Below are 14,021 nucleotides of genomic sequence, written 5' to 3'. Positions count from 1 at the left end.
ATGAAACGTAAATTTCCTCTTTACGGGGCCGTGCTTGCTGGAATGTTATATCTGGCGCCTACTTCCGCTTCAGCAGAAGATCTTTCGAAGCACTGGGCCTACCATGAAATGAACTATCTTATTACCAACGATTTAATGAAAGGTGATGAATTCGGCAATTATCGTCCGAATGATGCTGTCACTCGTGCTGAGTTTGCTGCATTTCTAGTTAGAACACTTAATCTGCCAGCTGCTTCTAGTAACGCAACCTTCTCAGATGTTAAGAAGGGCGACTGGTATTATGGAGTCATCGAACAGGCAAGCTATCACGGACTGATCAAAGGTGATGAGCAAGGTAAGTTTAACCCGAATGATCATATTAACCGTCAGGAAATGGCGGCTATGTTAAAAAGGGCTCTCCATTATCAAAACATCAACACAACTTCCTCCCCTATTACGTTTAGTGATAATGCTCGTATTGCCAAATGGGCCTATGCAGATGTACAAGCTGTCGTCACGACAGGACTACTTGTCGGGAAGCCTAATAATCAATTTGCACCTCTTGCCCAAACAACTCGTGCCGAGGCAGCTACTGTGCTCTATCGTTTAATCCATTTGGAAGCACCTGAAACAGGTGGTAAGCAATACACTACGACGAACTACTCACACGATTACTCTACGGTGGTGCGTAATCAGGCGAAGAATAATCCAAAGGTCGATGGTGCAGGCATTTTCACGGCTAGCGAGGCACTAGTGTCATACTATGTGCACCCAAAAAGCTTTATGCAGGATAGCCCATCTTATTATCAATTTTTAAAATTATCTACTGTGGTGAATAACCTTAGTGCAAAGGAACTGAATGATAAGGTACTTGCGAATAAAGGAAGCTTAGCGAATACAGCTGATGCCTTTATAAAAGCGGGTGTCGATAACAATGTCAATGCCATTTATTTGGTGTCCCATGCCTTACATGAAACAGCCAATGGTGGCTCTTCACTTATTAAAGGTATCGAGGTTGGTTTAGATACTAATGGTAAACCGATGATGGCGACCGCAGAAAATCGTGAAAAATTAACAGCGATTAAGAAAACTTACAATGCTTATGGTATTGGTGCTATTGATGCAGATGCTAATAAATATGGGGCTGAGCGTGCCTATGCAAATGGTTGGTTTACTGTTGAGGATGCTATTATCGGTGGTGCGCAATTTGTAAAGGATCAGTATATTAGCAAGGGGCAAGACACACTATATAAAATGCGTTGGAATCCTGAAAATCCAACCGTTCACCAATATGCTACGCATGTGATGTGGGCAGTCATTCAAGCAAAAAAGATTTATGACATCTACGAATTAATTGGTGCTCATACAACAACCAATTTGGTGTTTGATGTACCTGCTTATCAAAGTCAATCTTCCGCGCCATCATTACCAAGCCCAACGAAGCAATATGCGTTGGATTTAGGTTTAGCTGGAGCAACAGGCAAGGCTACAATTAATCTCAATATGAGAACATACCCGACTACCACTGATAATGCTTCAATCATTACGAATTTACCAAAGGATACATCCTTTAAAGTCCTTGGCGAAAATGGTGGCTGGTTCAAAGTAAGTGTTAATGGACAAGAAGGCTGGGTATTTGATGATTATGTCGTTCTTGAAAATGGTCTACAGATTGTTAACATGAATATCACGCTCAATGTCAGAAGTGAACCTTCCACTACAAGCGCTATTTTAGGAACAGTGAAACCGAATGGCTTTATTATTGGTGAAGTCGATGACAAAGGTGAGTTCATAAAAAATGGTGCCTGGTATCAGGTAATCTACAACGGCAAAACTGGCTGGGTGCATGGTGATTATATTGTAAAAAAATGATTCGATTGCGATCATCTAAAAAAGAGTGCGACATTGCTGCGCACTCTTTTTATTGTTCATTTTTGTCCTACTATTTGATCGCTATATAATAGAAGAAACTCGAAATTATATGTTAGGATTATGAAAAAATTCTCCTAAAATTTAGTACAATTTTATGCTTATTTAGCTGTTTCATCGATCATGCTAAGTAATAGGCGCTACTCGACTATGACTATCGACATCCCTTTCCACTTTCATTCCCTTGTCTGAGATATACCCTTTTCCATAACGACTAAACCCCTATACGAAAATTTCCTGTCAATATTGCTTTTATGGTATGATAGATTGCAGTGAAAAAGGAATTACAGAAAGGTTTGAACACTATATGAGGCATGTAACAATTATGGGCGTACCCTTTTTACATATTAATCAGCAAGGGTTTGTTGATTTACTCGTTCATCGTATTGAACAGCAAGAAAAGACTTTCGTTGTAACAGCCAATCCAGAAGTTGTTATGCAGGCAAACGAAAATGCCACTGTGATGAATTATTTACAGCAGGCGACCTACATTTGTGCGGATGGCATTGGTGTCGTTAAAGCTGCACAAATCCTTGGTGAATCACTGCCAGAGCGTGTAACAGGCTATGATACGATGGTACGGCTGCTGGAAGTAGGTCAGCAGAAGCATTTTAAAATTTATTTATTAGGTGCACAAAAAGAAACAATCGAAAAGACGGTTGCGAATATTCATAAAAACTACCCGAATGTTGATGTCGTTGGTTATCATGATGGTTACTTCGACTGGAATAATAATGATTTTGCAAATGAAATCGCGACATTACAGCCTGATCTCGTGTTTGTAGCATTAGGTGTACCAAGACAGGAAAAATGGATTACAGAAAATCTGGATAAATTTTCAAAGGGTGTATTTATCGGTGTAGGTGGTTCATTCGATGTGATCGCTGGCACTGTAAAGCGTGCACCAGTCATTTGGCAAAAGTTAAACTTGGAGTGGCTCTACCGAGTGCTGCGTCAGCCAAGTCGTTTTGGCAGAATGCTCGTTCTCCCTCGCTTTGCTTTAAAGGTTTTTGCATTAAAGCTTAAAGGTCAGGGCAAAACAAAATGAGTCAGTCAACCTTTGTCAAAAGTACACTTATCTTAACAATTGCAACATTACTTTCTAAAGTAATTGGTAGTATTTTCCGTATACCACTGCAAAATATTGCTGGTGATGAAGTACTCGGTATCTTTAGTCTTGTTTATCCTGTCTATATGGTGGCACTGTATTTATCCGTTGCTGGTATCCCTATCGCTATTTCTAAGCTGATTGCGGAAGCTAGGACGAGTAAGGATACTGCCAAAATTAAGAAAATTTATGTGACTGCAAGAATCCTTGCATTATCCTTTGGCGTCATTAGTTTTACAATCATTTACGGCTTTTCAGAGCAGATAGCGAATGCACTTGGTGGCCCTTCAACGGAAATTGCATTAATCATTGTAGCCCTAACACTACTCGTTGCTCCCTATATGGCTGTCTATCGAGGATTTTTCCAAGGCTTTGGGGATATGCGACCTACTGCCATCTCACAAGTAATTGAGCAATTAGTACGTGTCGCTTTAATTTTAATTGTTGCGTATTTCTTAGTTGCGATGGATTATTCAAATGATATCGTAGCTGGTGGTATTATGGCAGGTTCTGTATTAGGTGCACTTGGATCACTTTTCTATTTACTCTTTAAATACTTCCGTTCTTCGGTAAAAGTGACGAGCAAAGAGAAATATTCTAGTAAGGACTTTTCCACATACAGTAAAACCATTTTAAAAATCTCCATACCCATTGCAATTGGTTCTGTAACAATGGCACTTTTTAATTTCGTTGACTCCTTCACAGTCACATATGGCTTAAGGAATGCTGGAGCAGATGCAAGTGAAATTAGCTTCCTTTACGGGATTTATGGTCGAGGACTGACATTAGTTCAAATCACAACGGTTTTCGCTTCTTCAATTATCTTACCACTTGTGCCGCTGATTACAACGAAGCTAGCAGAACGTAAATTGAATGAAACACGCAGTATTATTGAACGAACACATCGTATGACACATCTTATTTCTTGGCCAGCTGCTATCGGGCTGCTAGCCTTAACCTTGCCTTTAAATCTAGCTCTTTTCAAAGACTTAGAGGGAAGCTTAATGTTAGCCATCATTAACCTTAGCTCGGTCTTTACATCCCTGACACTACTTGGAACAGGTATTTTACAGGGCATGAATGCTGCCAAAACAGGAGCCATCATTATTTTGAGTGGAGTTGTCCTCAAGGTGTTTGCGAACATCTTCTTTATTCAAGAATTCGGTTTAGATGGTGCTGCGTATGCAACGTTATTGGTGTACTTAGTGTTGTTTATTGTGAATTCTGTCTTTATTTATCGTATGATTCGCTTCACTGTTCTTGGAAAAGATACGGTAAAAATGATTGTGTCTTCCATCGTGATGGGGGCAGCCGTTGGTTTACCAACGCTTTGGCTTGATTTTACACATTGGTCTCGAATGTTGGCGATGGGTTATCTAACTGTTGCAATCATAGTGGGAGGAGCTCTTTATTTCCTTCTTCTATGGATGATGAAAGCAATCCATAAACAAGATTTAAAGAAAATCCCTGTTATCGGAAAAAGATTTTCATAATTAAGAGAGGTAGGACACTTATGTCGAAACAGAAATGGCTTTGGGGAATCATTGTTCTTTTACTCATCGTTTCCTCCACAGGTATGATGATGAGGTGGAATGCTGAGCAATCGAATAATGCTTATGAAATTGTCATTCCCTATCATGAAATACAAACCGCAGAAAAAAATAGCGATTTAACAATGGATGAAATTCTTTCCTCCTTAAAGGATGCTGGACTGAATACGGTAAGTCTAGAGCCTTTAACATTAAAGGAAATGGAAAAGCAAAACTTCATTACGGTTTATAAAGAAAGCGAATTAGCAGCGCAATTATTATTTACACCTTATAAAGATGCTATTGATATCACTAAGGGTGGCTATTATATTCGAGTGCCTGAAAATGAAAGCTATCAGAAGCTTATCATGGAAAGCATGGAACCAGAGGAAGTACAAATAGGAGAAGAAGCTTTTTATTTCCTCCCTGCTTCTAACCACAATTTTGATTTAAAAACACCAATTGGCTACGATCAGCCTGCGATTGATATGATTAGTAAGCATGGACTAGCCCACATCTTTAAAGTGGAAAATGCAGATAATGAAGTAGCTAATGAAAAAATAGTGAATCAATTACTAGCGTTAAAAGATGCTTCTGCTGGTCGTTTGCTTGGCCAAGGCGATGAAGCCATTGGATTTGGACAAGAAGATGGCAATCAATTAGTTGAAAAATTAAGTGATGCTGGCTATTACTTCTACACAATTGAAAGCAACCCACTTAAAGGCGAAAGTAAAATCGCTCAAATGACGGATTATCATATGATTCGTTTGCATAGTATCAATATCAACAGAGAAACAAAATTAAAGTTAAATGCAAGTATTGACCGTACAACACGAGCTGTCAAAGAGCGTAATATTCGCTCCATCTTCTATCATATTAAAACAACAGGCAATGCCAAAGATAATATAGAAGACACGATTGAATACTTAAATGGTGTTCATGATACAATGCCCGATCATTTCCAACCAGGTGAACCAAAGCTATTTGATAAAGTTGCCGTTCCAGCTTGGGTCACAGCAACCGTATTATTAGCAGGTATTTTATTTACCTTTATCGTTTCAGAGTTAGTAAAATGGATGCCTCTTCGTATAGCGGCAGCTGGCTTTATGGCGTTACTAGCTATTGCGTACTTTATTCTAAAAAGTACTCTATTCTTACAAGCATTTGCACTAATTATTGCAGTCCTTGCACCAACTTATGCAGTCATCAAATCGGCGCAAGGCTCTACGAAAATGTCTAAAATCTTGGTGCAATATGTGAAAGCTGTAGCGATTAGCCTTATTGGGATTATCATTGTCATTGGCTTATTGAATGGTAATGCCTTTATGACAGGCTTTGCCGTATTTAAAGGGGTTAAGCTTGTTTATCTCATTCCAATTATGGGTGTTTTATTATTTACTGTAATTGAGATCAACCGACTAGCTGAGCAAAACATCAAAAAATCTTTATCGAATACCGTCACATTGTTAAACAAAGAACTAAAATATTGGCATGTGCTATTACTAGTGGTTGTCGCAGGTATCGGTTTATTTTACATTAGCCGTACAGGTAACTCTGGCTCTGTCAGTGATATGGAATTAGCCTTTAGACAATGGCTAGAAAATACATTGTATGTTCGACCAAGAACGAAGGAATTTTTAATTGGTTTCCCATTCTTTATTTTAGCGTTATATGTAATGGGGATTAATCGCAAATGGGGTAGTATCCTACTTGTACCAGGTGTTATCGGATTCCTATCTATCGTCAATACATTTACCCACCTACACATCCCAGTAGCTGTTTCTGTCTTGCGTACACTATACAGCGTATCTCTTGGTCTTGTAGTAGGACTAGTGTTTATCCTCATCTTCAAAATTGGTTATCGTTGGGTTTCTAAGGCAATCGCGAGGTGGTCATAATGCACGTTGTTTTATCTGGCTATTATGGATTTGATAATGTTGGCGATGATGCCATCCTGCTGTCCATTATCCACTCTCTAAAAAAGTGGCAGCATGATATAGAAATCACGGTATTATCCAATAATCCAGCAGCTACTGAGCAAACATACGGTGTCAAAGCCGTGAATCGTTGGAAAATGAAAGAAATACGCCAATTGCTTAAAAGTGCAGATGGACTTATCAGCGGTGGCGGTAGCCTTATGCAGGATCAAACAGGAATGAAAACCATTCCTTACTATGCGGGCGTTATCCAAATAGCAAAATGGTTGAAAAAACCAGTATTTGTTTACGCCCAAGGCATGGGCCCGATTAATCACTCTCTAAGTAAATTCATTGTTCGCTCTGTCTTTAATAAGGTAGAGCAAATTACAGTCCGAGATAAAGCCTCTCAAGCTCTTCTAACAGAGATTGGTGTGCGAAAAGAGGCTAAGCTTGTGCCAGACCCTGTTATGGGACTTAACGGCAGCGACTTTCATAGTGAATGGCTCGAAAGTGTCACATTATCAGCAGATAGCTATATCTCTGTAAGCGTGCGTGACTGGCCATCCGCCATAGCGTACAAAGAAAAAATTGCTCATAGCCTAGACGAATTAGTGCGTCAAGGTGAGCAAATTGTCTTCTTACCTATGCATGGTGAGCATGATTTAAAAACATCACAAGAAGTAGCTGTACTAATGAAGGAGAAAAGTTTGATTGCGCCAGCCGATTTATCCATAGAGGAGAAAATCGCAGTAATTGGACAATCTCAATTATTAATTGGGATGCGACTACATTCTCTCATTTTTTCTGCAATCTATGCGACTCCTTTTATCGCCATTTCGTACGATCCAAAAATCGATGCGTTTGCTGACATTGTCAGTCAGCCAGTTATTGGACATGTCGAAGCAGATGATTGGAACGGTGTGACATTGTTTGAACAAGCCGTCACAATCCTTGAATCGTTTACGACGGTTCAAGAAAATATGCGTCAGGCTATCATCCCCTTACAAAATGAAGCAACAGCAACGGCAAAATTAGCCATTGAGGTTTTTTCACAATAAACATGAAAAAATGATGAATTTCAATTAATATTGAAATTCATCATTTTTTTCCGATTTCTAATAATTTTAAAACAGACTGTGCTTGCTGCATATGCATAGCTAAGACATATTGACTAGCCTGCATCAAAATTTGAGCCTTCACCATATTCATCATCTCTTTAGCGATATCTGCATCTCGAATACGAGACTCTGCTGCTTGTAAATTTTCTGCGGTGTTAACATTAGCATTATAAGCATGCTCCAAACGATTTTGGTACGCTCCTAGACGAGAACGCTCATTAGATACACGTTTTAAAGCCTCATCCATTGAAGAAATCGCTTTATCTGCATCCTCACGAGTAGCAATGGACACATCCTTCAAACCAAGTGCTTCAGAGCCCATACCATTGATAAATAATTCTATATGCTGCCCTGCATTGGCCCCTGCCTGAATTTTAATGCTATTTGTCTCATGATCTCCATTGAGTAATGTCTTCGTATTAAATTCTGTATCCGTAGAGAGGCGCTGAATTTCCTTCTTTAATTCTTGGAACTCCAGCTCTAATTTTTCACGATCATCATCGGTTAATGTATCATTGGCTGCCTGCACTCCTAATTCACGCATGCGCTGAATCATCGCATGTGTCTCATTCAGTGCCCCCTCTGCTGTCTGCACGAGAGAAATGCCGTCCTGTATATTTTTAGCCTCCATATTCAATCCCCGAATTTGAGAACGCATTTTTTCAGAAATCGCCAATCCAGCTGGATCATCCGCTGCACTATTGATTCGATAACCTGACGAAATGCGTAGCATAGCTTTACTCATCGCACTTTGATGCCGATTCATATTATTCAGGATCGACATCCCCGTAGCTGACCACTTACCAAGCATGCTTTCACCACCTTCTTAATATGTATATCGGCCTATTCTCTATTCTATTAATCACCATTATGGAAATAGTTGCTAATTTTTTATGTATTATTAACAATTTATAGGCACATGACTCCTTTCAGCTTAATGGTGTCCAGATTTTTTAGTGGACCTATAGCCATTACGAGCGATGATGATTAGCTGACTTGCAAATCGCTCATTCAGCTTTGTGGCAATATGATAGTAGCAGATGTTTAATGAAGGTGTTCTCCTATCGTAGCTTGTGTTGGAATACAATTCTTCTCCTTCTGGAGATACATGCTAAATTTTAGTAAAAGCACCTGCTTATCATTTCTGAAAAGTAGGTGCTTACTGGGCATTCCATCTATTCAATTGTTAAACCTCCAAGTTGATGGCTCTTTTGCTGTAGCAGTTCGAAAAAGAGTTCTTTATCGTTCTCCAATAATGTTTGATCAATTAAATAATCAAAATTTTTCTCCTCTAATTCTGCGATAAGCTGATCGATTTCGCCAACCGTCACAGATGAAACAAGTGGAATTTGTTTCTTCGGTGTTGCGCTTTCAAGTATTGGTGCTAGATGCTCATGAACATTCGTAATAAGCAGTAGTTGATAAAGTGGTAATCGGATAAAACGATTTCCTTTTTGGAAAACAAAAACCTCAGATAAATTTTCAATTTGCTGTGTCTTCATGTTGATAATCATCTCTTTACCTTCTATGGGAATGAAATGGAAAATCTCATTCTCTTTTAAAATAGAGAAATATTGATAAGCAAATACGAGACGTAATTTGTCTCCAGTAACTTTTGTGTAAAACGGCTTCATGTATTGAACTTGCATCATCCTTCATCCCTCCTTAGTTATCTGATTATTCAGATTTTAACACAAATCAATTGGCTTGTTAACTATCTTTGAATTCATTTTTTTCTTTCTGATCATTCAGCTTATCATTACTGCATTTTAATCGTATAATGGAAGGACAGTCTTTTTTTCATTCTTACAATTAACAATGTTAAATATAGCCATACATGATGAAAGGAGTGAGGTTATGGCATTGTCTATATCGCAAATAGCTAAGGAACATCAAGCATTTGTGCTGACTAAATTAAAAGAAGCTGAACAAGGGCTACATCCTTCCTCTACGGAAGATGAAGAACTAGTGCGTCGTGCTGTCTTTTCTGTAAGAAATAAATCCATTGTTTTTGAACGTTTTAATGGAACAAGTTCTATATTATATGCAAGTGTTCAGGATGTCAGACCCGCTTCTGTTGAAATTGATTTTTACAAGGAAGAGCTACATTGTAACTGTCCACAACCTAAATGGTGTCGACATCAAGTAGGTGCTTTACTCGCTCTCTACCAATACTTTGACTCCGTGCAAAATTGGTCGAGTGCTTGGCGTGCTCAAAAATCGGTCCAGCTAAAAACCTTAGCAGAAGAACGTAGACCACAAAGCTGGTCGATGATGGTTGATGAAGTAATGAAGCGCTTATTACCATCTGGCCGAGTATTAGAGGGCTATGGCCTTTCTGCTGTAAGAACAGATGCATTGGAGCGTCTTCGCCGGCATATGCCCTTTGAACGTGAATGGCAACCCCTTTATAAGCTCTATATGGAATTAGCTATTTTTAATACTATATGGCGGCATTTAAATGCAACAGCTGGGCATTCATTAGATTCTCCTTATATGAAATACTTTATCGATCAAAGCATGCAATCCTTTGAGAGCATTCTTACTGAGTTAACGAATCGGTCACGTCTTTTTGCGACTGATCCTTTTTATGATGCCATTCAAGAGCTAGTAAGGGAATTTTTATTAGAAAGACAAGGGCTGTTTGCCCATCGACTTCGTCTATATATGCTGCTTTGGGCAGTGCTTTTTTATGAGAAGCCTCGACGCGAGCAGGAACTAACTTATTTAAATAAACTAGAAAACACTTCGGAAGAAATTTCTTTGCAATCATTAAAGCTATTATTTTATGTGTTATTACAGAAGGAGGATCTGCTGCTCGAAAATTTGGCACAGATTGATTTATCGCAAATGCAGGATTTATTTGAACTGGCTACTTTTGCTCAACGTGCTGGTGAGTCCTATTCATTAGCTGTCATTTTACGAGCTATATTACCATTGACTGAAGCCTTCCTACAGGAAGTTGTACCAGTCGTTCAAAGAGCCCAGTACGTAAGGCAATTTCAGCTTTTATTTGATGACATACAACTTACTGAAGAAGAGGAAGCAATGTTATACAGTGCATTTGGTGTGTATGGGCTTCAGCCATTTTCATCGTTTTTAATTAAAAAAGGACGTTACCGTGAATGGGCTGCTCTCCATCAATTAAATCCTTCATCTCTATCCTATTTAGAAATGTGTGGATTAAAGGACGTCTTACAGATTGAACCAGCTACTGTTTTACCTTTATACCATGTCTATGCAATGGCTGAAATTTCACAAAAATCACGTATGAATTATAAGCAAGCTGTGCGTATTTGGAAAAGTATGCGTAGTGCCGCAAAACGAGCTGGCAAAACAGCTTATTTTGAAACATATATGCAAACTATTCGTGCAGAATATAAACGATTACGTGCGTTACAAGAAGAAATTGAGAAAGGAAACTTAGTATGATGACAATAAATGCTCCTTCCCCCTTTTCCCAAACTCAACAGCTTCGTATTGATGTAGCACGGGAAGGATATTTTACATTGCAGGGTTTTACTGCAAATGGTACGACAATCGACGCTGATACATTAATTTCTTCATTATTCTTTACCTATGAAGCAAATGTCTATGGCTTATTAACCAATCGGACTGATTTCACGATTGAGGTTTCTACTGCTGAATTACTTGATATTTTTTCATCAAGCTTCCAACATCCCTTTATTAATTGGCTTGGTGCAAATGATGAAAGTAAGGAATGGCTCGGAAAAGTACTGGCGTTACAGGAATACTGGCAGGAGCCCTCACTTTGGTCATACGCTGTCATTGCGGAAGATTTTTCTTCGCTAACTTTTCCTATTGATCACGTCGATACAGCATTATTAGAAATAGCTGTTCAGCAAAAGCTTTCACAAGTTGGTCTAATACTAGCTGATTTACCAAAACTTCTACCCTTTTTCTTACGTGGTGGCTGGCCATTGGATCAGGCTCGTCAAGCCGGTGCAGTTTCAGTTTCTTTACGATTAAGTGAACCAGAAGATGAAGCCGATGTCTGGTTATTAGAAACAGTGCTCAGCACTGCTACGACAAAAAACTACTGGACTCCTGCTATTCGTAAGCAATCCTTACCAATTGAAGAGGCGCTTCCTACAAAATGGCGAATGTTCGCCACTGAAATTGAACAACAGCAACAACAAATTGTGAATCTTCTATCCAATGACGATATCAGAAGTGATACCTTTATTCGTGTGACATTGGAGGACTCAGAAGTACGGTCTTTTTTACGTGAGGATCTCGCCAGATTACAGGCACTTGGTTTTGATGTTGTACTCCCTGCATGGCTAAAAGATTTAAAACAATCCAAATTACGTGTACGTGTAACAACTAACAATGTCTCCACAAAGAAGGTAGCAGGATTAGATGATATTTTAACGTTTAAATGGCAATTTTCTATGAATGGGCAAACGATTTCAGCTGAGCAATTTAAAAAGCTGGTGGATGAGAAACGTGAATTTATTCGTATAGGTACGGAATGGTTCCGAGTCGATGCCAATTGGATGCACGAAATGCGCGAACTAATGCAGCAGGCAGAAGATGAAAGTTGGACTGTTCGAGAATTGTTGTTTAGAGAATTACCCGAAGACTTGTCTGCGCCTCTCGAAGAAGATGCCGATGATGCGCTAAGAGATGATCCAATTTTCGCACTGGAAATACAACAATCATTAAAATCATATATGGAGCAGCTTTTGGAGAAGAAGGGCTTGCCAGCAGTACCGATTCCTTTATCCTTACAAACCGAATTACGTCCTTACCAACAAGAGGGCTTTGAATGGTTAATCTTTATGCGTGAACAAGGTTTTGGTGCATGTCTAGCCGATGATATGGGTCTTGGGAAAACGGTGCAACTGATCACCTATTTACTTCATATTTATGAGACAGCAGCTGATTATACGAAGCCAACCATTATTATTTGTCCAACCTCAGTTCTCGGTAACTGGCAAAAAGAACTCGCTCGATTTGCCCCTTCACTGATTGTGCATACGCATTATCAGACAAATCGAGCTAAGGATGAGGATTTTAAAGAGCTAGTGACTGCCGAAAAACCACATGTTATTTTATCAACCTATGGTACTGTGTCGCAGGATACTGAATTTTTACAGAATATAGAATGGGCAACTGTTGTGCTCGATGAAGCTCAAAATATAAAAAACATGCAGACCTTACAATCAAGAGCCATTCGTAAATTGTTAGGAGACCATCATATTGCCCTTACAGGAACACCTGTAGAAAACCGCTTATCTGAGCTATGGGCTATTTTTGATTTCATTCATAAGGGTTATTTAGGTAGCTTTGGCCGCTTCAATGAAGAATTTATTTTGCCTATTGAACGAGACGAATCTGAATCACATAAGCAGAAGTTACGGGCTAAAATTCAACCTTTCTTATTGCGTCGTACAAAGCGTGATCCACATTTACAGCTTAACTTACCAGATAAGCTAGAATCGAACGAATACTGTCCATTAACAGCCGAGCAAGCTTCTCTCTATGAAGGCTATATTTTAGAGACACTCGATCAGCTAGAGCAGTTAACAGGTTTTCAAAAAAAGGGACGTGTTTTAAAGATGCTTAGTAAGTTAAAGCAACTATGTAATCATCCTGCCTTATATTTAAAGGAATCTTTCGAGGATGCCGAAACAATGCTTGCACGTTCGACTAAGCTAGAGCGCATTGTACAAATGGCAGCAGAGATTGTGGACAATGGCGAGCTATGCCTTATCTTTACACAATATATCGGAATGGGGCAATTGCTACAGCATTGTTTAAGTGAACTATACAATGTGGATGCACCGTTTTTAACTGGTGCTATGCCTAAGCAGCAGCGTGACCGCTTAGTAGAGGCTTTTCAGGCAGGAGACTTCCCTATATTTATTCTTTCCTTAAAAGCAGGTGGAACAGGTCTTAATTTAACAGCTGCTAATCACGTTTTACATGCAGATCGCTGGTGGAACCCCGCTGTCGAAAATCAAGCAACTGATCGTGCTTATCGCATTGGGCAGACACAATTCGTGCAGGTCCATAAATTTGTAACTATCGGTACAATTGAAGAAAAAATTGATAAAATGCTGGTGCAGAAATCTGCATTATCCGAAGAACTCATTCAATCAAGCCAGTGGTTGACCGAGTTAGAAGATCAAGAACTTCGTGATCTAATAACACTAGACATATAGTAATTAGATGCGCCAAGAGCTACATTGTTCTTGGCGCTCTTTTAGTGGAACCTCGTTACTTCTTTTCCCTACTTACTTCAAACATTCTTATTTAGTTGTGTCAAAACATCCATTGCTGTGCGGTCTTCAGCAATGTCTTTTTAATATGTGTATACATCATTCCTTTCTGTTGCTACGGTGCAAGAAATATAAGGAGAATGGCGGATCAGACAACGATATTTCTCTTGCTCCGTATGTAAATAGCTTGT

9 protein-coding genes are annotated in these 14,021 nt (G+C 39.1%); 7 read left to right on the top strand and 2 right to left on the bottom strand.

Annotated elements, in window-relative coordinates; all coding sequences use genetic code 11:
* The 5 genes from V6670_RS03065 to csaB all read left to right on the top strand — a co-directional run bounded on the left by V6670_RS03065 (position 1) and on the right by csaB (position 7,522).
* Positions 1-1,851 (top strand): S-layer homology domain-containing protein, encoded by a 1,851-nt coding sequence (locus tag V6670_RS03065; protein ID WP_338652547.1) that lies wholly within the window; start codon positions 1-3, stop codon positions 1,849-1,851.
* Between the two features lie 364 nt (positions 1,852-2,215).
* Positions 2,216-2,956: a WecB/TagA/CpsF family glycosyltransferase gene (locus V6670_RS03060; protein ID WP_338652545.1), complete on the top strand. Its 741-nt coding sequence runs from the start codon at positions 2,216-2,218 to the stop codon at positions 2,954-2,956.
* Entirely contained in the window at positions 2,953-4,509 is a 1,557-nt protein-coding gene (locus V6670_RS03055) for a polysaccharide biosynthesis protein (protein ID WP_338652544.1), read from the top strand. The genes V6670_RS03060 and V6670_RS03055 overlap by 4 nt, the downstream gene beginning before the upstream one ends.
* A 20-nt stretch (positions 4,510-4,529) precedes the next feature.
* Positions 4,530-6,443, top strand: coding sequence for a DUF5693 family protein (locus V6670_RS03050; protein ID WP_338652543.1), 1,914 nt, complete (start codon positions 4,530-4,532; stop codon positions 6,441-6,443).
* Positions 6,443-7,522 (top strand): polysaccharide pyruvyl transferase CsaB, encoded by a 1,080-nt coding sequence (csaB, locus tag V6670_RS03045; RefSeq protein WP_338652542.1) that lies wholly within the window; start codon positions 6,443-6,445, stop codon positions 7,520-7,522. Before V6670_RS03050 ends, csaB begins: the two co-directional genes overlap by 1 nt.
* 40 nt (positions 7,523-7,562) lie before the next feature.
* On the opposite strand, the gene V6670_RS03040 is transcribed toward csaB, so the two are convergent.
* Together V6670_RS03040 and V6670_RS03035 are read right to left on the bottom strand one after the other, a co-directional pair.
* Complete coding sequence (locus V6670_RS03040) at positions 7,563-8,393, bottom strand: flagellin (RefSeq protein WP_338652541.1); 831 nt, start codon at positions 8,391-8,393, stop codon at positions 7,563-7,565.
* 364 nt (positions 8,394-8,757) lie between these two features.
* Positions 8,758-9,234, bottom strand: a complete 477-nt coding sequence (locus V6670_RS03035) for a transcriptional regulator (protein ID WP_036124322.1) — start codon at positions 9,232-9,234, stop codon at positions 8,758-8,760.
* Positions 9,235-9,439: 205 nt separating this feature from the next.
* Here V6670_RS03035 and V6670_RS03030 point away from each other — a divergent pair, with 205 nt between their 5' ends.
* Positions 9,440-11,014, top strand: a complete 1,575-nt coding sequence (locus tag V6670_RS03030; RefSeq protein WP_141903839.1) for a hypothetical protein — start codon at positions 9,440-9,442, stop codon at positions 11,012-11,014.
* A complete protein-coding gene (locus V6670_RS03025) occupies positions 11,011-13,773 on the top strand; it encodes a DEAD/DEAH box helicase (protein ID WP_338652539.1) in 2,763 nt (920 codons plus the stop codon). Before V6670_RS03030 ends, V6670_RS03025 begins: the two co-directional genes overlap by 4 nt.
* Positions 13,774-14,021: the final 248 nt, after the last annotated feature.

It is taken from the genome of Lysinibacillus sp. Y5S-8, assembly GCF_036894365.1.
Taxonomy (GTDB): domain Bacteria; phylum Bacillota; class Bacilli; order Bacillales_A; family Planococcaceae; genus Lysinibacillus; species Lysinibacillus fusiformis_D.
The sequence above is the reverse complement of the archived record's forward strand: the minus strand, read 5'-3'. Positions and strand labels throughout refer to the sequence as shown.